General features: G+C 72.9%; 19 protein-coding genes. 11 read left to right on the top strand and 8 right to left on the bottom strand.

Annotation, left to right across the window (positions count from 1 at the left end; genetic code table 11):
• Nucleotides 1–31 precede the first annotated feature (31 nt).
• Both OHA99_RS06840 and OHA99_RS06845 read left to right on the top strand, forming a co-directional pair.
• Nucleotides 32–850 (top strand): helix-turn-helix transcriptional regulator, encoded by an 819-nt coding sequence (locus OHA99_RS06840; RefSeq protein ID WP_228126079.1) that lies wholly within the window; start codon nucleotides 32–34, stop codon nucleotides 848–850.
• Nucleotides 847–1,080, top strand: coding sequence for a DUF397 domain-containing protein (locus OHA99_RS06845; protein WP_153177322.1), 234 nt, complete (start codon nucleotides 847–849; stop codon nucleotides 1,078–1,080). The genes OHA99_RS06840 and OHA99_RS06845 overlap by 4 nt, the downstream gene beginning before the upstream one ends.
• On the opposite strand, the gene OHA99_RS06850 is transcribed toward OHA99_RS06845, so the two are convergent.
• Nucleotides 1,034–2,542, bottom strand: a complete 1,509-nt coding sequence (locus OHA99_RS06850; protein ID WP_366471204.1) for a carboxylesterase family protein — start codon at nucleotides 2,540–2,542, stop codon at nucleotides 1,034–1,036. The genes OHA99_RS06845 and OHA99_RS06850 overlap by 47 nt on opposite strands.
• 142 nt (nucleotides 2,543–2,684) lie before the next feature.
• Between OHA99_RS06850 and OHA99_RS06855 the strand changes: the two genes are divergently transcribed.
• Complete coding sequence (locus OHA99_RS06855; protein WP_153177324.1) at nucleotides 2,685–2,999, top strand: STAS domain-containing protein; 315 nt, start codon at nucleotides 2,685–2,687, stop codon at nucleotides 2,997–2,999.
• 28 nt (nucleotides 3,000–3,027) lie between these two features.
• Here OHA99_RS06855 and OHA99_RS06860 read toward each other — a convergent pair whose 3' ends face one another.
• The gene (locus OHA99_RS06860) at nucleotides 3,028–3,693 is read right to left on the bottom strand and encodes a hypothetical protein (protein WP_153177325.1); all 666 of its coding nucleotides are present in this window, start codon (nucleotides 3,691–3,693) and stop codon (nucleotides 3,028–3,030) included.
• 102 nt (nucleotides 3,694–3,795) lie between these two features.
• Between OHA99_RS06860 and OHA99_RS06865 the strand changes: the two genes are divergently transcribed.
• Together OHA99_RS06865 and OHA99_RS06870 are read left to right on the top strand one after the other, a co-directional pair.
• Nucleotides 3,796–6,432: a DNRLRE domain-containing protein gene (locus OHA99_RS06865; protein ID WP_405694705.1), complete on the top strand. Its 2,637-nt coding sequence runs from the start codon at nucleotides 3,796–3,798 to the stop codon at nucleotides 6,430–6,432.
• A 13-nt stretch (nucleotides 6,433–6,445) separates the two neighbouring features.
• Nucleotides 6,446–6,907, top strand: a complete 462-nt coding sequence (locus OHA99_RS06870) for a hypothetical protein (protein WP_405694708.1) — start codon at nucleotides 6,446–6,448, stop codon at nucleotides 6,905–6,907.
• Here the strand turns inward: OHA99_RS06870 and OHA99_RS06875 are convergent.
• The gene (locus OHA99_RS06875; protein WP_153177328.1) at nucleotides 6,904–7,233 is read right to left on the bottom strand and encodes a hypothetical protein; all 330 of its coding nucleotides are present in this window, start codon (nucleotides 7,231–7,233) and stop codon (nucleotides 6,904–6,906) included. The genes OHA99_RS06870 and OHA99_RS06875 overlap by 4 nt on opposite strands.
• 123 nt (nucleotides 7,234–7,356) lie before the next feature.
• Here OHA99_RS06875 and OHA99_RS06880 point away from each other — a divergent pair, with 123 nt between their 5' ends.
• Entirely contained in the window at nucleotides 7,357–7,758 is a 402-nt protein-coding gene (locus tag OHA99_RS06880; protein WP_153177329.1) for a VOC family protein, read from the top strand.
• On the opposite strand, the gene OHA99_RS06885 is transcribed toward OHA99_RS06880, so the two are convergent.
• The 5 genes from OHA99_RS06885 to OHA99_RS06905 form a co-directional block, all read right to left on the bottom strand.
• Complete coding sequence (locus OHA99_RS06885; protein ID WP_405694711.1) at nucleotides 7,741–8,427, bottom strand: helix-turn-helix domain-containing protein; 687 nt, start codon at nucleotides 8,425–8,427, stop codon at nucleotides 7,741–7,743. The genes OHA99_RS06880 and OHA99_RS06885 overlap by 18 nt on opposite strands.
• A gap of 10 nt (nucleotides 8,428–8,437) precedes the next feature.
• Nucleotides 8,438–9,376: an AraC family transcriptional regulator gene (locus OHA99_RS06890; protein WP_405694712.1), complete on the bottom strand. Its 939-nt coding sequence runs from the start codon at nucleotides 9,374–9,376 to the stop codon at nucleotides 8,438–8,440.
• A gap of 32 nt (nucleotides 9,377–9,408) precedes the next feature.
• Nucleotides 9,409–10,197, bottom strand: a complete 789-nt coding sequence (locus tag OHA99_RS06895) for a copper homeostasis protein CutC (protein WP_405694714.1) — start codon at nucleotides 10,195–10,197, stop codon at nucleotides 9,409–9,411.
• Entirely contained in the window at nucleotides 10,194–11,729 is a 1,536-nt protein-coding gene (locus OHA99_RS06900) for a M81 family metallopeptidase (RefSeq protein ID WP_405694716.1), read from the bottom strand. The genes OHA99_RS06895 and OHA99_RS06900 overlap by 4 nt, the downstream gene beginning before the upstream one ends.
• A gap of 109 nt (nucleotides 11,730–11,838) precedes the next feature.
• Nucleotides 11,839–13,062, bottom strand: coding sequence for an ROK family protein (locus tag OHA99_RS06905; RefSeq protein ID WP_405694719.1), 1,224 nt, complete (start codon nucleotides 13,060–13,062; stop codon nucleotides 11,839–11,841).
• Between the two features lie 211 nt (nucleotides 13,063–13,273).
• Here OHA99_RS06905 and OHA99_RS06910 point away from each other — a divergent pair, with 211 nt between their 5' ends.
• The 5 genes from OHA99_RS06910 (at nucleotide 13,274) to OHA99_RS06930 (ending at nucleotide 19,634) form a co-directional block, all read left to right on the top strand.
• Nucleotides 13,274–15,082, top strand: a complete 1,809-nt coding sequence (locus OHA99_RS06910) for a peptide ABC transporter substrate-binding protein (RefSeq protein WP_153177334.1) — start codon at nucleotides 13,274–13,276, stop codon at nucleotides 15,080–15,082.
• 61 nt (nucleotides 15,083–15,143) lie between these two features.
• The gene (locus tag OHA99_RS06915) at nucleotides 15,144–16,103 is read left to right on the top strand and encodes an ABC transporter permease (protein WP_153177335.1); all 960 of its coding nucleotides are present in this window, start codon (nucleotides 15,144–15,146) and stop codon (nucleotides 16,101–16,103) included.
• The gene (locus OHA99_RS06920) at nucleotides 16,100–16,993 is read left to right on the top strand and encodes an ABC transporter permease (protein ID WP_007445362.1); all 894 of its coding nucleotides are present in this window, start codon (nucleotides 16,100–16,102) and stop codon (nucleotides 16,991–16,993) included. Before OHA99_RS06915 ends, OHA99_RS06920 begins: the two co-directional genes overlap by 4 nt.
• Complete coding sequence (locus OHA99_RS06925) at nucleotides 16,990–18,711, top strand: dipeptide ABC transporter ATP-binding protein (RefSeq protein WP_405694722.1); 1,722 nt, start codon at nucleotides 16,990–16,992, stop codon at nucleotides 18,709–18,711. The genes OHA99_RS06920 and OHA99_RS06925 overlap by 4 nt, the downstream gene beginning before the upstream one ends.
• The gene (locus OHA99_RS06930; RefSeq protein WP_405694724.1) at nucleotides 18,708–19,634 is read left to right on the top strand and encodes an ROK family protein; all 927 of its coding nucleotides are present in this window, start codon (nucleotides 18,708–18,710) and stop codon (nucleotides 19,632–19,634) included. The genes OHA99_RS06925 and OHA99_RS06930 overlap by 4 nt, the downstream gene beginning before the upstream one ends.
• The last annotated feature ends 6 nt before the right edge of the window (nucleotides 19,635–19,640 follow it).

The raw sequence follows: 19,640 nt of genomic DNA on the forward strand, positions 1-19,640 counted from the left end.
ACGTACGCGCGCGGGTGGGGAGTTCGACCTCATGGGCACGACGACACGGAGGAACGCCTCCGCGATGAAGATGGTGGGCGCGCTGCTCGCGCTTTACCGGCAGGCGGCGGGGCACACCCAGCGGTCCCTGGGTGATCGCTTCGTCATCGGCGAGCAGCAGATCGCGTCGATCGAACAGGGCCGACGCCCGCTGAAGCCGGATCTCGCCGAGCAGCTCGACGAACTCCTTCAGACCAAGGGGGCGTTGTCGATCGCGTTGAGCAAGATGCCGGAGGTGGATCTGGTCCCGTTGTGGGCGGAGGAGTATCTGGACAGGGAGCGGGAGGCAATCGTCATCTCCTCCTACGAGAACCAGGTGTTGCCGGGGCTGCTTCAGACCGAGGGCTACGCCCGAGCGGTGTTCCGCAGCCGTATCCCGGCCCTTGAGGACGACGAAGTCGAACGTCACGTGACGGCTCGCGTCGAGCGCCAGGCTCTCTTCCACCGCAGGGTCCCGCCCATCACCTGCTTCGTCATCTGGGAGGCCGTGCTGCGAGACCACTTGGGCGGCAGAGCGGTGTTCCTGCAACAGGTCCGTCACCTGCGAGAGTGCTGTGAGCTCCCGAATCTCGCAATTCAGGTCCTGCCGCTGGCACGCACCGCGCACGCGGCCCTCGACGGGCCGTTCGTGCTCCTGGAGACCCCAGACCACCAACGGCTCGCCTATACAGAGACACAACGGGGCAGCCAACTGATCGCTGCTCCCGACGAGGTGGCCATCCTCACGCAGAGGTGTGCGATGCTGCGGTCACAGGCCCTCACCCCTGAGGACTCGGGGGACTTTCTGGACCGTCTGCTAGGAGACCAATGAGCGGCAGCGCACTTCGATGGTTCAAGTCGAGCTACAGCGGCAGCGACGGCGGCAACTGCATCGAAGTCGCCTACGAGTGGCACAGGTCCAGCTACAGCGGTAGCGAAGGCGGCAACTGCGTCGAGGTGGCCGTCGAACCCACCGCCATCCACATCCGCGACTCCAAAGCCCCGCAGGGACACGTCACCGTCGGACCAGACGCCTGGGCCGCGTTCCTCGGGGCCCGGTGACGCCGGCCTTCCACAGGTCGTACTCGGGGTCGAGCGGGCCGTAGGCCGTGTGCGGGGCGCCGTCGCCGAAGACCCGTACGGGATGCGCGGCGTCCCACGCCTGCCACCCGGGGTGGCCGGACTCCACGAACCGCACCCACGCCCCGTGCATCGCGTCGGCCAGCTCCTGCGGCGCCCCCTCGCCCGCGAGTCTGCGCGCGTCGGGGCCGTCGCCGGAGTCGAAGACGAAGCCCAGCTCCAGGGCGTGGCAGGCGCCGAGGCCGGGCAGGTTGGACGGCCAGGCGAAGTCGTAGACATACGTGGACCCGGGCCGCGCGTCGGCCACGCGGTGCATCGGGATGCGCAGCAGGTGGTCGGTGACCAGCTGGCCCACGATCTCGGCGGTCCCCGCGTCGGGACGTGCCGCGCGGTAGCCGCGGATCACCTCGTTGCCGCAGTGGCAGCGGGCGCGGGCACCCGCGAGGGCCACCGCGCCGAGGCGGTCGACGCGGTCGACGAGGCCGCCGGGGACCAGCCAGAGCCGGTACTCGTCGCGGGTCCAGCCCAGCATGAGGTCGACGCCCGGAGCCGCGTCGCCGTCGACGAGCGCCTCCAGCGGGTCGCGGGGCAGCACGTCGTCGTCGACGACGAGGCCGAACCCGGGGCCGCCGAGCACCGGGCTGCTGAACCGGCCCACCTCGGCCTGGGCGCGCAGCAGCTGCTCGCGGTCGGCGGCGGCGAAGGCCTCGGCGGTGGCGGGGATCTTCAGGCGGGCGGCCATGCGGCGGACCATGCGCCGCACCTTGTCGCGGTCGGCGGCCTCGGGTGCCCCGCTCTGGAGCACGGCGCGCCGGAAGAGCCCCTGGGCCCGCGGCGCGGCGAGGAGCGCGCCGGTGCTGATGGCGCCCGCGGACTGCCCGGCGACGGTGACCCGGTCGGGGTCGCCGCCGAAGGCCGCGATGTTGTCCCGCACCCACCGGAGGGCGGCGATCTGGTCGCGCAGGCCGGCGTTGGCGGGGGCGTCCGGGAACAGGCCGTAGCCCTCCACACCCAGTCGGTAGTTGATCGAGACGCAGACGACGCCGTCGCGGGCGAAGGTGTGGCCGTCGTAGACCGGTACGGCGGAGGAGCCCCTGGTCAGCGCGCCGCCGTGCAGCCAGAACAGGACCGGAAGGCGGGCGCCGGGCCCGGGCTCGGGGGTCCAGACGTTGAGGTTGAGGCAGTCGTCGCCGGCGATCACCGGGTCGGACAGGTACCGGGCGAAGGCCTCGGAGTACGGCGGTTTCGGGGCCGTGGGGCCGAAGGAGCCCGCGTCGCGGACGCCGTCCCAGGGCTCGGGGGGTACGGGCGGGCGGAAACGGCTCGGCCCGAAGGGGGGTGCCGCGTAGGGGATGCCGCGAAAGACGGCGACACCGTGCTCGTACCTGCCGCGTACCGCGCCGTGAACCGTCCTGACCACGGGGTCCGTCTGGCCTGACCGCATGCGCCCACCAGCCCTTCGCCGCACTCTCGTACCGCTCAAGGCATAGCGCCACGCGACCGGGGATCTATTCCGGGAGGCCCCTGCCGCCGCGGCTGGGGGACAATGGAGACCACGCACGCGATGCGCGACCGAGGAGGCTGCCGTGACGGACGCACCCGTAAGGATCGCCGAGGCCGACGGGCAGCACGCGGTACTGGCCTTTTCCGGAGACCTGGACGCGCCCGCGCTGGGCGTGCTGGAGGAGCTGCTCCTCGACCCGCGGCTGCGCGAGCCGAAGGCCTGGACCCTGGAGATGAGCGGCCTGGACCACATCGACCTGGCCTGCGCCTACGCGCTGCTGCGGACGGTGACGCGCACGCCGGAGCCGGTCGCCCTCACCGTCCGGGGCGCCCGCCCGGCCGTCCACCGGACGCTGCGGCAGGCCGGTCTGGACACGGTGGCGACCTTCACTGCGTAATCGGTCCACCGGGCGCCGGGGCGCCGGGTCAGCCGCCCACGTCCACGTGGTTGTCGGGGGCCCCGTCCCCGAACGGCGGCAGGTCGCCGCGCTCGACCGGCGTGGCGGGCGCGGGTTCGGCGGAGGGCAGGAGCCGGTCGGTCTCGGCGGCGTCGGGGCGGTGGGCGGCGAGGGCGGCCGCGCGCAGGACGTCGCGCGGTACGGCGTCCGTCTCGGCGGAGACGCGTACGACGTGACCCTCCTCGGGCAGCGCGTACTCGTGCCGTCCGGCGCCGGTGCGGTACCAGGCGTCGCCGTCGCGCTCGCAGGTGGTGTGCTCGCCGGACATGTCGCCGACGGGCTGCTCGGGGCAGGTGTCGGCGGTGATCGAGCCCCGGTCGACGGCCAGGCGCAGTAGCGCGTTGGTGTCGCCGTCGACCCAGGTGGCGGAGAAGCCGTCGTCGCCGAGGACGCCGACGGACTGCTCGGCGAGGGTGAAGCCGGGGGCCTCGGTGACGTAGACCAGTTCGGGGGCCACGCCCATCGCCTGGGCGCGGGAGGCGAGTTCGCCGGTGCCGGGGGCCACGGCCGGACCGGCGGCGGAGGCGGAGGCGGAGGCGGACGGGACGGGGTCGCCGGCCTTCTCGGAACCGCAGGCAGTGAGCAGCAGCGGGGCCAGCACCAGCACCGGCAGGACACGCGCATGACGAATCATGCGGCCATCCTGCCGTACAGGCGTTCCCCCCGGGGGGGGCGACTTCGGTGGGGCCCGGTCCAGCCCGCTCACGCCGTCTCTCCACACCTGGCCGCCACCGCCGTGCTCCTGGCCACGCCCAACGTCGCCGTCGCGGCCGGTGGGACCGGTCCCGGGGACACCGAGGCGGAGCGCGCCGTCTCCGGGCTGCTGGAGGCGGTCGACCAGCTCAGGACACACCCGATCGCCGGAGCCGAGAGCGTCGACGCGGCACAGACCGCCGCGCGGATGCAAGACCACCGGGTCGAGGTCCTGCAGATGCGCACCGAGACAGACACCGTCTTCGCCAACCCCGACGGCACCCTCACCCGTGAGACCTCCGTGGCGCCCGTCCGGATGCTCAAGGACGGGCGCTGGACGGACGTCGACGTCGACCTCCGCCGCAAGGCCGACGGTGACGTCGTCGCGAAGGCGCACCCACAGGGGCTCGCCCTGGCCGGGAAGGGCGGCACGCCGGCGCCCTCGCTGCGCAGCGCCGCCGCCGCACCGCGGACGCAGGCCCGCGACCTGGTCACCCTGGGCAGCGGCGACGAGCGGATCGCCGTCCAGTGGAAGGGTGGCCTGCCCGCACCACAGCTGTCCGGCCACACCGCCACCTACGAGAATGCCGTCCCGGGCGGCGATTTGATAGTCGAGGCCACCCGTACCGGCTTCGAGCAGTTCCTCGAGCTGCGGCGGGCGCCGCGCGGCGGCGCGCCCCTGGTGCTGCCCATCGTGCTGCCCGAGGGCATGACCGCCAAGGTGGCCACCGGCGGCGGCGTCGACTTCGTGGACGACTCCGGCGGGACCGTCGCGACGATGCCGGCCCCCACGATGTGGGACAGCCAGGTGGACCCGCGCTCCGGGGAGCACGTCAACCGCAGGCGCGTCGCCATGGACGTCACCCAGTCCGGCACCACCGTGCAGCTCGCCCTGCACCCGGACACCGACTGGCTCGCCGCCCAGGGCACGCGGTACCCCGTCACCGTCGACCCGGCGACGGACGCCCTCGACACGCTCTTCGACACCTTCGTGCAGGGCGGCGACACCACCGACCAGTCCGCGAGCACCGACCTCAAGGTGGGCTGGCCCGGTGACAAGGAGGGCACGACCAAGCGCGTCGCGCGGTCGTTCCTGACCTTCCGCATTGCGAACTTCGCCGACGCGCTGGTGTCCAAGGCGTCGCTGAAGCTGTGGAACTACCACTCCTGGTCGTGCGGGAAGCGCCCCTGGGAGGTGTGGTCGGCGGGAGCCGCCGACACCACCACCCGGTGGACGAAGCAGCCCGCGATGACGGAGAAGATCGCCACCTCCACCGAGACCGGGTCGGCGAGCTGCAACAACGCGGGCTGGGTCACGGCCGACGTCACCGAACTGGCGCAGACCTGGTCCTCCGCCCGGGCGGAGACCGGCTCCCTGGCGCTGAAGGCCACCGACGAGTCCGACACGTACGGCTGGAAGCGGTTCCGGTCCGCCAACGCCGTCGACGAGAACCAGATTCCGACCGTGGAGGTGACGTACAACTACCGCCCGTACAACGGGGTGAACCTCCAGGCGGGTGCGCCCTTCATCTCGTCCGGTGGCATCTTCCGGGTGAACACCACCACGCCCGTCCTGCGGTTCTCCACCGTGGACACCAACGGCGAGGACGAGATCACCGGGACGTACGAGATCACCGACACCGCGACCGGCAAGGTCGTCACGACCGTCAACGCGGCCCCGGTGCCGGCCAACAGCACCTCGCGGGTGAAGGTCCCGGCGGGCAAGCTCGTGTCCGGCCACACCTACAGTTTCCGCACCACCGCCTACGACGGCACGCACTACGCCAACGGCTGGTCCGACCCGGTGCGCTTCACCGTCGACACAGCGTGGAGGCCGACGGCGGCCGAGCACGCCCTCGGCCTGGCGAACACGTACTCCGACGCCGCGGACGTCACCGCCGCCACCTCGTCGGACTCCTCCTACGCCGCCGTCGCGGTCACCGAGGACAACGTGGTCTCCGTTCCCTGGGACGGCAGGAACAACGCCATCGACATCCGCAACGACCTGATGCCCAACAAGCTGACCATCCCCGCGGCAGGCACCAAGGGCACCCAGGTCGGCGGCAACGTCGTCTACACGTCGTCCGGGCCGGTCGACACCGTCGTACAGCCCACCGTCGACGGGGGCTCGCGCACGCTGAACATCCTCAAGGACGGCAGCGCGCCGCACGACTACGAGACCGGTTTCACCATCCCCGCCGGGATGAAGGCCGTGACGCACGACGACGGCTCGGTCTCGCTCTACGCCGCGGACGACGAGAACGCCGAGAAGGCGCCCTCCTCGGACGCCGCCGGTTTCTTCGACGCCCCCTGGGCCAAGGACGCCGCCGGCAACGACGTGCCGACCGCCTACAAGGTGGTGGGCGACAAGCTGGTCCAGCACGTCGACTTCGACGCGAACAGCGCCTTCCCGATCGTGATCGACCCCTCCTGGTGGTCCACCACGAAGAAGATCGCCAAGTGCGCGCTGGCGGTGTCGGGGTTCATCTTCACCTTCACCCCGGCGGGCAGCTCCAAGCGGGTCCTGACCGCGGTGAAGCTGGTGAAGAAGATCGGGGTCAAGAAGACCGCGAAGCTGATCCAGACCTACGCCAAGCGCCGCAAGCTGACGTCGGCGCATCGCAAGGCGGTCGCGGCCCTGCTGGGCATCCCGGCCCTGAAGAAGGCATGCAAGTTCTGATGATGGAGGACCAGTGATTGCGATAGCGGCGATCGTCGCGGACATCGTCCTGATCCTGACGCACCGCGTACGCGCCGTGCCGGACCCGGCGAAGTACGCGCCGTGGCCGTACATGGCCGTGGGCCTCGCGGGGTGCGCGGCGGGCTGGCTCGTCGTCGGCCGGCCGGAGGCGGCCTGGGACGACCTGTTCCTGGCGCTGGTCTGCGGCGTGGTCGTCACCTCCGAGGCCGCGCACGCGGCCCGGGCCCTGTCCGGGCGCCCCTGGGTGGGCTGGGCGACGGCCCTGGTGAGTGGAGCGGCGGCGGCCACCTGGCTCCTGCCGGACCCTCTGCCCTTCACCTGGCACCCCACTGCCTGCCGTACGGCTGTACGGCCGGACAGGCCCGCACGGCGGCGGCCGACCACGGAGCACTCCGTGGTCGGCCGCCGCAGGCAAGGGCTTGGGGTTGCGGAGGTGTCAACGAAGCGGTGCTAGGGCTGGTGGGCGGCGGCGTCCTTCGTCAGCTTCACGGCCTGGCGCAGGCTGAGTCCGGGGGCCGCCTCGCGCAGGGTCTTGACGGCCCGGACGGAGTCGACGGGGCCCTCGTGGCCGGCCGCGGCGAGGCGTTCGTGCACCCAGCGGGCGAGCAGTGCGGCGTCGGGCTCCGCGGCGGACTGCTCGACCAGGGCGGCGGCGCGCTCCAGTCCGGGCCGCTCCTCCGGCGTCGCCTCGGCGAGCGCCTGACGGATGCGGTGAGCGGCGACGTCCGTGTCGCGCAGGACGAGGACGTTGAGTTCCGGTGGGGCGAGTCGTCCGAACATGCAGCAATGATCGACGGGACACCCCGTGCCGTTCAACGGACTTGAGCAGCATCTGAGGCGCGCGGCGGCCTGGTGTCCGATTTCTTCAAGACCGGGCTCGCGCGCCCCGCCTACGGTGAGCCCATGACCGCACGATTCAACGCCATCGGCCTCGTCGTCTCCGACATGGCCGCCTCCGTGACCTTCTACCGCCGGCTCGGCTTCGCGTTCCCGCCGGGCTGCGAGGAGCAGCCGCACGCCGAGGCCGAGTTGCCGGGCGGGATCCGGCTGCTGCTGGACACCGAGGAGTCCGTCCGTTCCTTCACCCCGGGGTGGCAGCCGCCGGCCGGGGGCGGGCGGCACTCGCTCGCCCTGCTGTGCGACACGCCCGCCGAGGTGGACGCCTTCTACGACGAGCTGACCGGAGCCGGGTGCAAGGGCGAGCGCGAGCCCTGGGACGCTCCCTGGGGGCAGCGGTACGCCGTCGTCAACGACCCCGACGGCCACGGCGTCGACCTGTTCGCGCCGCTAGCCCCCGCGCAGTAGCTCGCCGGGGGTGGCTCCCGCCAACTCGCGTACGTCCCGCGCCAGATGGGCCTGGTCCGCGTAGCCGGTCCGGGCGGCCGTCTCGGCGAGGGGCGTGCCGGCCCGGGCCAGGGCGAGGGCACGTTGCAGGCGCAGGACGCGGGCCAGCGTCTTGGGACCGTAGCCGAAGGCCGCCAGGGAGCGGCGGTGCAGGCGCCGGGCTCCGATGCCGAGCGCGTCGGCGGTCGCCGCGACCGGGCGGCCCGCGTCGAGGGCGGCGACGATCCGGCCGAGGAGCGGGTCCGGGGGTGCGGTGTCGGCGGCCCGGGACAGGGCGGCCTCCTCCAGGCCGGTCGCCGGGTCGGGGGCCGCGTTCACCCGGTCGGTCAGGCGCCGCGCGCGGTCGGCCGGCCAGAGGTCGGTGAGGTCGACGCGGCGGTCGCGCAGGGCGTCGGCGGGGACGCCGAGGAGGGCGGGCGCGGTGCCGGGGTAGAAGCGGACACCGGCCCAGGGCCTCTGGGCGCTCCCGGTGACGTGGGCGCGGGTGTCCGGGCCCGCGACCAGGAGCCGGCCGTCGTACCAGAGCAGGTCCATGCAGCCGTCGGGGAGGACCCGTCCGGGACCGGGCCCGGACGGCGTGTTGGTCCACACCACCGCCCCGCTCAGCCGGGACGCCCGCTCCGCGTACACGCCTGCCAGGTTACGCCGGGGCCGGGACCCGGTACTCCTGCGGGCTGACGCCGTACACCCGCTTGAAGGCGGTGGACAGGGCGAAGGCGCTGCCGTAGCCGACCCGGCGGGCGATCGCGCCGAGGGTGTCCTCGCTGTCGCGCAGCCGGTCGGCGGCCAGGGCGAGGCGCCAGCCGGTGAGGTAGCCCATGGGCGGTTCGCCGACCAGATCGGTGAAGCGGCGGGCGAGCGCGGCGCGGGAGACGCCGGTCCGCTCGGCCAGGGTCGCGACGGTCCAGGGGTGCGACGGGTCGTCCTGGAGCAGCCGCAGTGCCCGGCCGACGACCGGGTCGCCCAGCGCCCGGTACCAGGCGGGTGCCGCGGCCGACGGCCGGGCGAACCAGGCCCGCAGCGCGGCGATCACCAGCAGGTCCAGGAGCCGGTCCAGGACGACCTCCTGGCCCGGTTCGTCCCGCGTGACCTCGTTCATCAGCAGGGGAGTGAGGGGGTTGTCCCACGCCTCGGCGGTGAGGGACAGCAGCGGTGGCAGCGCGTCGAGGAGCCGGCCACCGATCTCGCCGCGGACCAGGTAGGTGCCGATGAGCAGGACCGCCTCGCCGTCGGCGCGGTCGCCCCAGGTGCGTACGCCGAGGTCCATCGAGCCGTTGAGGGGGCGTCCGTCGGGGTAGCTGCACGCACCGCCGGGCAGGATCACCGCCTGCGGTGCGGTGGCGGGGTCGTCGGCGCAGACGTACGGGTCGGGGCCGCGCGCGACGGCCAGGTCCCCGGCCCGCAGGCACAGCCGCTCCCCCGTGTCCGGCACGATCCAGGCGTCGCCGCGGACCATCAGCATCACGGTCAGCGGCGCCCCGTCCTCGACGCGCACGGCCCAGGGCGGGTCGAAGCAGGCGCGGATCATGAAGGCTCCACGGGCCCTGGGGCCCTCCAGCAGTCCGGCGAGTGCGTCCACGGTGCCAGTGTCCCGGTTCGGCGCGCCGGGCGTCACCGAGGGGTGCCCGGGACCTCCTCACTCCGTGCGGCGGCGTCGTCGAGCGCTCTCCTGGCCGCCGCGACGACGGTGCCGTCGGTGAGGAAGTGGGTGTCGTCGTCGGCCGAGGTGCCGCCGGCGCCGAGGGGCACCCAGCCGACCGCGCGCCGGGGGGTCGCCCGGGTCTTGGCGGAGAGGTGCACCGAGGTGGCGCCCGCCGCCAGCAGAGCGGCGATGTCGTCCGGCCGCACTCCGCCCCCGGCGGCCACGTCGACCCCGGGAGCTGCCGCGGCCATGGCGGCCGGCACCGTGCTTCCCTCGATCGCGGTGGGCGCGCCGCCGGAGGTGAGAACGCGGGTAATGCCGAGCCGCGGCAGCGCCGCGACGGCGGCCACGGGGTCGGCCGCCTGGTCCACCGCGCGGTGCAGCGTGATCTGCGCGGCTGGGTCGGTGTCCCCAGCCGCGTCGGCGAGTGCCGTGAGGGCGCTGGTGTCGAGACCGCCGTCCGCGGTCAGCGCCCCGACGACGACGCCGCGGGCGCCCGCGCGCAGGGCGCTGCGCACCTCGGCGGCCATCAGGGCGATCTCCTCGGCGTCGTACACGAAGTCGCCGGGGCGGCAGCGGACGAGGACGTGGACGGGCGGCCCGGACTCGACGGCCGCCTCGACGGCCGCGGTCGAGGGGGTCAGGCCGCCGAGTTCCAGTGCGGTGCACAGTTCGACGCGGTCCGCCCCGTTCTCGCGGGCGGTGCGGGCGCCGGCCGGGGAGACGACGGCGATCTCGAGGCTGGGGCGGGGGCTCATTCGTCGTCCCCGGTCAGCGGCCGGTCGGCGGCCGGGATCAGGCGGGCGGTCAGGTCCGGGTCCGCCATGGCGGGGTCGAAGGGGAACAGGGGCCGGCGGACGCGGTGGTGGCCGAGGCGGACCAGGTCCTGGTCGACGCCGCCCGGGGTGAGGGCCATCTTCCAGTCGGCGGCCATCGCGAACAGCTCGGGCTCCAGGTAGCCGATCTTCACGACGACGACGTCGGCGCCGCGCGGGTCGAGGTCCAGGCCGGTGAAGTCGTGCTCGTGGTGGTAGGGCTTGCGCAGCTCGGTGAGGATCACGTAGGCGCTGCCGACGCGTACGACGACCTCGGTGCGGGCGTCACGGTCGCCGAGCCGGACGGCGTGCACGACACCGGTGAGGGTGACGGGGCCGGCGTGGCGGTCGTCGACCTCGGCGCCCGCCGTCACCGTCACCGTGGCGCCGACGCCCGCTTCGGCGGCGCGCCGGACGGCCTCGGGGCCGGGCACCGAGGCGTACAGGACGGTCGGTCCGTCCTCCTTCTGGAACTCGGGGCGGGCCAGCAGTCGCGTCAGGCCCCAGGTGACGTCGCCGGCGCCGCCCGCGGTCGGGTTGTCGCCGGTGTCGCTGACGTAGTACGGGCGTCGCTCGCCGGCCAGGGCCTCGTCGAGGATGTCGTCGAAGGTGCCGGTGGGGGCGACGAAGTCGAAGTCGTGGCGGGCGTCCCAGAAGCCGCGGGCCAGCCGTTCGGCGCCCGCGGACACGGCCCGCTCGTCGTGGCCGGTGACGACGACCGCGGCCCGGTTGCGGGGTTCGTCCGCCCAGGCGTAGCCGACCCAGATCGCCGCGTCGATCACGCCCTCGTCGGCCTCGACCTCGGGAACGGCCCCGTACACGCTCTTCGCGGGCTCGATCCGGGTGGAGGTCTGCTCACCGGCCAGCAGGACGGGGACCGGCACCCACGCCTTCAGCGGGCGGGGGGCGCCCGAGGCGAGGTGGGTCAGCAGGTTGCGGACGGCGCGTTCCTTGGTCTCCATGTGGTCCTCGTGCGGGGCCATCCGGTAGCACGTGATGAGGTCGCTGCGGTGGACGAGGGCGCGGGAGACGTTGCCGTGCAGGTCCATGGAGGTGGAGACGATCACGTCGTCGCCGACGACGGCGCGCACCCTCTCGAGGAGCACGGCCTCGGCGTCGTCGACGCCCTCGACGGTCATGGCGCCGTGAATGTCGAACCAGAGGCCGTCCAGCGGGGGCAGGGCGGCGAGCCGGGTGAGGAGTTCCCCGGTGAGTTCGTCCCAGGCCGCGGCGGTGACGGTGCCGCCGGGCAGCGACTTGCCGACCAGGGCGCCGTGCCAGTCGGCCGCCTCGCGCAGCTCCTCGCCGGCGGCGAGGAAGGGGTAGCGGTCCAGGACCGCCTGGCCGCGGGAGGGGTGGAAGGCGGGGGCCTGGGTGCGGGCGGGCGAGAAGGTGGACGACTCGATGCCGAGACCGGCGATGGCGACGACCGGGCGGCGCGAGGGGGCGGAGGCGGGGGTGCTGGGGTGGGACATGGCTCCTCATTCGTGCGGGTGCTGCTCGTGCGGGTGCTGCTCGTGCGGGTGCTGCTCGTGCGGGTGCTGCTCGTGCGGGTGGTGCTCGTGCGGGTGGTGCGGGGATCGCTCAGGGAGTGGCGGGTGTCCGGAACCGGTCCGGGTCGAGCTGGGCTCCGCCGACCTCGCGCAGGGCCTGCGCGAGCGCCCGCTGGAGGGCGAACTGTCCGGCGCCCAGGAGACCCGCGTCGGCGCCGAGGACGGCGCGTTCGATGGCGAGGTGTTCGGTGACCAGCGGGTGGCAGCTCTCGTACAGCTGGCTGCGGACGGCGGCGACGAACGGCTCGACGGTGGAGAGGATGCCGCCCAGGTAGACGGCGTCCGGGTTGAAGAAGTTGACGTTGGCGGCGAGCACCTGGCCGAGGTAGTCCCCCGCCCTGCGCACCGCCCGGTTGGCCTCCGGGTGCGCGTCGGTGGCCAGCCGCACCACGTCCTCGGCGCTGCCGACGTCGACGCCCTCCTCGCACAGCACCCGGACGAGGGCGGCGCCCGAGGCGACCGTCTCCAGGCAGTCGGTGTTGCCGCAGGAACAGGGCACGTGGTCGCCACGGGCGATGCGGATGTGGGTGATCTCCCCGGCCGCTCCCGTGCCGCCTCGGTAGAGCCGGCCGTCGACGAGGGCGGCGGCGCCGATCGCGGTGCCCGTCTTCACCATGATCACCTGCTGGTGGCGGCCCTTGCGGGCGGTGTGCTCGCCGACGGCCATGCAGTTCGCGTCGTTGTCGGCGACGGCGGGGACCGCGAAGCGCTCCCGGAGCCACGACTCGACGGGGAAGCGGTTCCAGCCGGGCATGCGGGAGGGCTGCACGACGCGTCCCGTGGCGGTGTCGACCGGGCCGGGCAGGGAGAGTCCGACGCCCCGCAGCCGTGCCCTGCCGTGGCGTTCGACCAGCTCTTCCAGGGTGGCGGCGAGTCCGGTCAGGGCCGCCTGCGGGCCGTCGGCGATCACCAGCGGCACGGTGGAGACGTCGCTCAGCTCGCCGCCCGGCAGGACCACACCGACGCGGGCGTGTCTGCCGCCCAGGTCGGCGGCGACGGCGAACTCGTCCTGGCCGCCGAGTCTGAGCACCTTGCGCGGGCGTCCGCCGGTGGAGGACTGGGTCCCCTCCTCGGCGACCAGGCCGTGCTCGACGAGCTGGGCCACGGCCACCGAGACGCTGGAGGCCGCGGCGCCGAGCAGCTCGGCGAGCTGGGCCCGGGAGGTCGCCCGGCCGGAGGCGACGAGTTCGAGGGCGCGCGCCGCCAGCGCCGAGGTGCCGGCCGTCTTCCGGCTCCGCGTACTTATTTCATTCATGTACGTACTTACTTCCCCACGGTCGGTCCGATGCAGACAGTACGCCTGAAACGCCGTCCCGTGAATGGGTATTCACCCAGTAAATCGCTGCGGTGACAGCGTCCCGGACTTTTTTCAGAACCGGAGATACTTAGTTGTTACCCAACTTTGTTTGTACCTGCGCCGAGGCAGGCGTTAGCTGACCTCCACGCCATTCACCTGGAGGAGATACATGTCCCCTGCTCGCACAGCGACACGCCGACGCCGGGCGCTCGTCGCCGGCGCATGCGCGGCCGTGGGTGTGCTGCTCAGCGGCTGCACGGGCGGTGTCTCCGCCCCGTCGGGCTCGAAGAACGAGATCAACTACGCGCTCCCGGCGAACTTCACCCCCAACTGGATCGTCCCGATCGGAACGCCGGGGCACCTCAACACCAACAACTCCTCCATATCCCAGGCGATGTGGGAGCCCCTGATCGCGTATGACGGCTCCGCCGGCGAGATCGGCTGGAACAAGGACAACTCCCTGGCGACGGACGCGGAATTCGCCGCGGACAACAAGAGCGTCACCATCACCCTCGGCGACCGCCACTGGAGCGACGGGGAACCGGTCACCTCCCGGGACGTCGAGTTCTGGTACAACCTGGTCCGGGCGAACAAGAAGGCGTGGGCCAGCTACAGTCCGGGCAAGGCGCCGGACGTCTGGACCTCTTTCAAGACCCTCGACGACCGGCACTTCACCCTCGAGTTCGACCGCGCCTACAACCGGCAGTGGATGCTCGCCGACGAGCTGAGCATGATCCGTGTGATGCCCCAGCACGCGTGGGACAAGACCAGCGACTCGGGCACCGTCTCCGACCTCGACCGCACCGCGGCCGGCGCCAAGAAGGTCTGGACGTACCTGATCGACGCCGGCAAGAAGATCTCCCACTACGCGAGCGACCCGCTGTGGAAGACGGTCAGCGGACCGTACCGGCTGAAGTCCTTCTCCACCTCCGGCCGGGTCGAGTTGACCGAGAACGAGAAGTACGACGGCGGGGGCGCGGCCCACGTGAAGCAGATCAACCTGCTCTCCTTCACCACCGTGGCCGCCGAGGAGAACGCGCTGCGGGCCGGCACCGTCGACTACGGCTACATCCGGGCCTCCGACCTCGGCATCAAGAAGTCCTTCACGGACCTCGGCTACCACGTCGAGCGCTGGTCCGGCTGGGCCGTCACCTACATGCCGTACAACTTCAACAACCCGGAGATGGGCCCGGTCTTCAAGCAGTTGTACGCCCGGCAGGCCATCCAGAAGTCGGTCGACCAGAAGACCCTGTCCGAGGTGCTCTACAACGGCACCGCGGTCCCCACGTACGGTCCCGTCCCGCAGGGGCAGCCGTCCGCCTTCCTCTCCGAGGAGCAGAAGGCGGAGCCGTACCCGTTCTCCAACTCCGAGGCGCGCAGGCTGCTGACGGACCACGGCTGGACCGAGCAGGACGGCACCATGGTGTGCACCTCTCCGGGCGAGGGCGCGGGGCACTGCGGCGAGGGGGTCGAGGAGGGCACCGAGTTCAGGATGCGGGTGCTCGCCCAGTCCGGCTCCACGGAGACGGACAACATGATGAGCGCCCTCCAGTCCTCCTTCGAGGAGACCGGCATCGACTTCGAGATCAAGACCGCGCCGGTCAACTCGGTCCTCTCGCAGACCGGGCAGTGCGAGCCGGACGACCCCGCCTGCACGTGGCAGCTCTCCTTCTTCGGCAGCGCGGGCAGCTGGTACTTCCCCGCCTATCCCAGCGGTGACGCGCTCTTCGCGAGCGGCGGCGGCTCCAACTTCGGCAACTACTCCAACCCCGAAGTGGACCGGCTGATCGACCGGACGACGACCTCCTCGTCGTCCGACGCCATGCTCGCCTACAGCAAGGCCCTCGCCGAGGACCTGCCCGTGATCTGGCTCCCCGAGCCCGACTACCAGGTCTCCGTGATCAGGGACGGACTCGGCGGGTTCGCCCAGGACTCCCTCGCCAACTTCCACCCCGCCATGTGGGCGTGGACCGAGTGAGCCCGGGCCCGGTCCGCCTCACCCGCAGCCGCCCCGTCCGCACCCAGCCACCCGGAAAACCATGAGCACTTACTCCTTCCTGATCAGGCGGGTCCTGCAGGCCCTGGCGGTGGTCCTCCTCGTGACCGTCGTGGTGTTCTGCCTGCTGCACGCCCTGCCCGGGGGTCCCGCCCGCGGCATCCTCGGCCCGCAGGCCACCGCCTCGCAGATCGCCGCCTTCAACCACGAACAGGGGCTCGACAAGCCGCTGCCGGTTCAGTACCTGTACTTCCTGAACCAGCTGGTCCACGGCGACCTCGGCATGTCCTACACCCTCAACGAACCCGTCTCCCAGCTGATCACCGAGCGGCTGCCGAAGACGCTGCTGCTGACCGTCCTGTCGGCCGCCATCGGCCTGCTGTTCGCGGTGCCGCTCGGCGTGTGGCAGGCGGTCCGCCGCAACAAGCCGGCCGACTACGTCATCACCACGCTCAGCTTCATCGCCTACTCCACCCCCGTGTACTTCCTCGGGCTGATCCTGGTCCTGGTCTTCAGCCAGGTCCTGCCCTGGTTCCCGGCCCAGGCGCCCCAGGGCAACAGCGTCGCCGACATCCTCGCCCAGCCCCAGGGCCTGGTGCTGCCGGTGGTGGCGGGGGCGGCCACGATGGTCGCCGTCTTCAGCCGCTACATGCGCTCGGCCACGCTGGAGAACCTGACCGAGGACTACGTGCGCACGGCGCGGGCCGGCGGCTCCCGCCCCCGGGCCATCCTGACGCGGCACGTCTTCCGCAACTCGCTGACCCCCGTGGTGGCCATGCTCGGCTACTACGTACCGGTCCTCTTCGGCGGCGCGCTGGTGGTGGAGCAGCTCTTCAACTACCCCGGCATGGGCCTGCTGTTCTGGACCGCCGCCCAGTCCTCCGACTATCCCGTGCTGCTGGGATGCGTCCTGGTCATCTCGATCGCCACGGTGACCGGCACCCTCCTGGCCGACATCCTGCAACGCGTCATCGACCCCCGAGTGAAGGCAGGCCGGTCATGAGCTCCCTCGCCTCCCTGGACGGGCTCGAGTCGAAGCCCGCGCCCGCCGTCTCCGGCACCCGGCTCGCGGTCCGCCGCTTCCTGCGCAACCGCCTCGCCGTGGTGGGGCTGGGCGTGGTGGTGTTCTTCGTGCTGTTCTGCTTCGTGGGTCCGCTGGTCTACGAGACCGACCAGACGCACACGCTGCTCCAGCAGGTCAACCAGTCGCCGAGCGGCGCCCACTGGCTCGGTACCGACGCGGTCGGCCACGACGAGCTGGGCCGGCTGATGTACGGCGGCAAGGTGTCCCTGATCGTCGGTCTGTCGGCCGGTGTCCTCGCCACGGTCATCGGCACCCTGTGGGGCGCCGCGGCCGGATACGCGGGCGGCTGGATCGACGCGGTGATGATGCGCGTGGTGGACGCGGGCATCGCCATCCCCGCCCTGTTCATCCTGCTGGTGGTCTCCGCGATCACCACCCCGGACCTGACCGGCCTGGTCCTCATCCTCGGCCTGATCTCCTGGCTGGTGCCCTCGCGGCTGGTGCGGGCGGAGACCCTGACGCTGAAGAACCGGGACTTCGTCCTCACCCTCCGCGCGATCGGCGGCGGCCACGGGCGGGCCATCGTCCGGCACATCCTGCCGAACTCGGTGTCGACCGTCATCGTGGCGGCCACCTTCCAGATCGCCGACGCGATCCTGCTGGTGGCCTACGTCTCCTACCTCGGCCTGGGCGTCCAGCCCCCGTCCACCGACTGGGGCGGCATGCTCTCCACGGGGATGACCGCCGCCTACTCGGGCTACTGGTGGCTGATCGTGCCACCCGGCCTCGCCATCATCCTGGTGGTGTGGGCGTTCAACGCGATCGGAGACGGACTCCGGGACGCATTCGACGTGAGGGGGCGCGCATGAGCGCCGTTCGACGACCGGCCGCTCCCGTCGCCGGGGAGCACATCCTCGACCTCGACGACCTGGGCGTCGAGTTCACCACGGAGACCGGCACGGTACACGCCGTGCGCGGCGTGTCCCTGCACGTCGCGCCCGGCGAGACGCTCGCCCTGGTCGGCGAGTCGGGCTCGGGCAAGTCCACCGTCGCGCTGGCCGCCATGGGGCTGCTGTCCGGCAACGCCCGCGCCACCGGAAGGGCCGTCGTGGACGGCACCGACATCGTCGGCGCCGACGAGGAGCGGCTGTCCGGGCTGCGCGGCTCGACCGTCTCCATGGTGTTCCAGGAACCGGCCACCGCGCTCGACCCGCTCAGCCGCGTCGGCAAGCAGATCGCCGAGGTCATCCGCAACCACCGGCGGATCTCCGCGGCGGACGCCGCCGAGCGCGCCGTCGAACTGCTCCGCCGGGTCGGCATCCCGGAGCCCGAGCAGCGGGCCCGTTCCTACCCGTTCCAGCTCTCCGGCGGTCAGCGCCAGCGCGTCGTCATCGCCATGGCCATCGCCAACGAACCGGCGCTGCTGATCGCCGACGAGCCCACCACCGCGCTCGACGTGACCGTGCAGGCCGAGATCCTCGACCTGCTGCGGCGGCTGGCGGCGGAGACCGGCACGGGCGTCCTGCTGGTCACCCACAACATGGGCGTCGTCGCGGACTTCGCCGACCGGGTCGCGGTGATGTACCAGGGCGCGCTCGTGGAGACGGGACCCGTCGAGGACGTGCTGCTGCGTCCCTCGCACGACTACACCAAACGGCTGCTGTCCGCCGTGCCCCGGCTCTCGGTCGCCGAGGCCGACGGGCCCGGTGAGCAGCCGGCGCCGGAGCCCGACGCCGCGGCCGCCGGAGAACCGGCGGTGGAACTGAAGGACGTCTCCGTGGTCTTCGGCCGCGGGAAGCACGCGGTGCACGCCCTGAAGGGTGTCTCCTTCGCCGTCCACCCCGGGGAAACCCTGGGCCTGGTGGGCGAGTCGGGCTCCGGCAAGTCCACCGCCTCCCGGGTGGCGCTCGGCCTGATCGGCCCCACCGCGGGCTCCGTCACCCTGTTCGGCGCCGACCTGGCCCGCACCCGTGCGCGGGCCCGGCGGGCGCTGCGCGCCGGCATCGGCGTCGTCCTCCAGGACCCGGTCGCCTCGCTGGACGCCCGGATGACGGTCGGCGAATGCGTCGCGGAACCGCTGCGGGTGCACCGCCGGAGACTGTCCCGGAGGGAACGGGAGGCGCTGGTCGCCGACGTCCTCGACCGGGTGCGGCTGCCGCGGGAGGTGGCCCGGCGGACTCCGCGCGAGCTGTCCGGCGGCCAGCGCCAGCGCGTGAGCCTCGCGCGTGCCCTGGTCCTCGAACCGCGGCTGCTGGTGGCGGACGAGCCCACCAGCGCCCTGGACGTGAGCGTGCAACAGGCGGTCCTCGAAGTGATCCGCGAGCTCCAGGAGGAGCTGGGCTTCGCCTGCCTGTTCGTCTCCCACGACCTGGCCGTCGTGCAGCAGTTCGCGCGCCGGGTGGTCGTGATGCGGGCGGGGCGGGCCGAGGAACAGGGACTCACGTCGGCCACCCTGCTCCACCCGGAGACCGACTACACCCGGCGCCTGCTGGCGGCGGTGCCCGTGCCCGACCCGGTCGTCCAGCGCGGCCGCCGGGCCGAGCGGCTGGCGACCCTCGCCGCCGGGCGGACGGAGGAGCAGGGGTGAGCAGGCACGACACGCCGGTCTTCGCCGGGGTGGACATCGGCGGCACCAGCACCCAGGTGGTGCTCTGCGACGGGGAACTGACGGTGCTCGACCGCGCGGAGACGGCCACTCCGGCCGGCCGCGGCGGCCGGGCGATGATCGCCGCCGCTCTCGACGCGCTCGCCGTCGTACGGGCACGCACGCCGGGACGGCTGGCCGCCGTGGGGGTGGGCGCCGCCGGAGTGGTCGACGCCGCCTCCGGTCACGTCCTGGTGGCGAGCGACTCCTTCACCGACTGGGCCGGCTTCCCCGTGACGTCGACCCTGCGGACCGTGCTGGGTGTGCCCGCCTTCCTCGACAACGACGTCAACGCGTTCCTGCGCGGCGAGATCGCGTGCGGCGCGGCGGCGGGCGAGGAGGACGTCCTCGGCATGACCCTGGGCACCGGAGTCGGCGGGGCGCTGTGGACGGGCGGGGAGCTGCGCACCGGCGCCCACGGCGCGGCCGGCGAGATCGGCCACGTCCCCGGCTTCGGCGACCTGCCGTGCACCTGCGGGGGCCGGGGCCACCTGGAGACGCTGGCCTCCGCCCGGTCCCTGCGGGCGCGCTACGGCGAGCGCACCGGGCGGGAGCTGACCGCCCGCGAGGTGGCCGAGGCGGCCGGGGCCGGTGACGCGGACGCCCGTGCCGTGTACGCGGCGGCGGGGGCCGGGATCGCGCGCGCGATCGTGATGACCGCCGGCCTCGTCGACATCGGCACGGTCGTGGTCGGGGGTGGCGTCAGCGGCGCCTGGACCCTGCTCGAACCGCTGATCCGGGAACGGCTCGCCGCGGAGCCGCCGATCAGCGGGCACCCCGTCAAACTGCTGCGGGCGGCCCTGGGCGCCGACGCCGTGCCGCTGGGCGCGGCGGCCCGGGCGCGCCGCGAGCTGACCGGCCGCTGAGCCCGC

This window comes from Streptomyces coelicoflavus (genome assembly GCF_045041415.1).
GTDB lineage: Bacteria > Actinomycetota > Actinomycetes > Streptomycetales > Streptomycetaceae > Streptomyces > Streptomyces coelicoflavus.

Coding starts and splice junctions, on each gene's coding strand:
- OHA99_RS06840 (WP_228126079.1), top strand. CDS start 32: ATGGGCACGACGACACGGAGGAACGCCTCCGCGATGAAGATGGTGGGC.
- OHA99_RS06845 (WP_153177322.1), top strand. CDS start 847: ATGAGCGGCAGCGCACTTCGATGGTTCAAGTCGAGCTACAGCGGCAGC.
- OHA99_RS06850 (WP_366471204.1), bottom strand. CDS start 2,542: ATGCGGTCAGGCCAGACGGACCCCGTGGTCAGGACGGTTCACGGCGCG.
- OHA99_RS06860 (WP_153177325.1), bottom strand. CDS start 3,693: ATGATTCGTCATGCGCGTGTCCTGCCGGTGCTGGTGCTGGCCCCGCTG.
- OHA99_RS06875 (WP_153177328.1), bottom strand. CDS start 7,233: ATGTTCGGACGACTCGCCCCACCGGAACTCAACGTCCTCGTCCTGCGC.
- OHA99_RS06880 (WP_153177329.1), top strand. CDS start 7,357: ATGACCGCACGATTCAACGCCATCGGCCTCGTCGTCTCCGACATGGCC.
- OHA99_RS06895 (WP_405694714.1), bottom strand. CDS start 10,197: ATGAGCCCCCGCCCCAGCCTCGAGATCGCCGTCGTCTCCCCGGCCGGC.
- OHA99_RS06900 (WP_405694716.1), bottom strand. CDS start 11,729: ATGTCCCACCCCAGCACCCCCGCCTCCGCCCCCTCGCGCCGCCCGGTC.
- OHA99_RS06905 (WP_405694719.1), bottom strand. CDS start 13,062: ATGAATGAAATAAGTACGCGGAGCCGGAAGACGGCCGGCACCTCGGCG.
- OHA99_RS06910 (WP_153177334.1), top strand. CDS start 13,274: ATGTCCCCTGCTCGCACAGCGACACGCCGACGCCGGGCGCTCGTCGCC.
- OHA99_RS06915 (WP_153177335.1), top strand. CDS start 15,144: ATGAGCACTTACTCCTTCCTGATCAGGCGGGTCCTGCAGGCCCTGGCG.
- OHA99_RS06920 (WP_007445362.1), top strand. CDS start 16,100: ATGAGCTCCCTCGCCTCCCTGGACGGGCTCGAGTCGAAGCCCGCGCCC.
- OHA99_RS06925 (WP_405694722.1), top strand. CDS start 16,990: ATGAGCGCCGTTCGACGACCGGCCGCTCCCGTCGCCGGGGAGCACATC.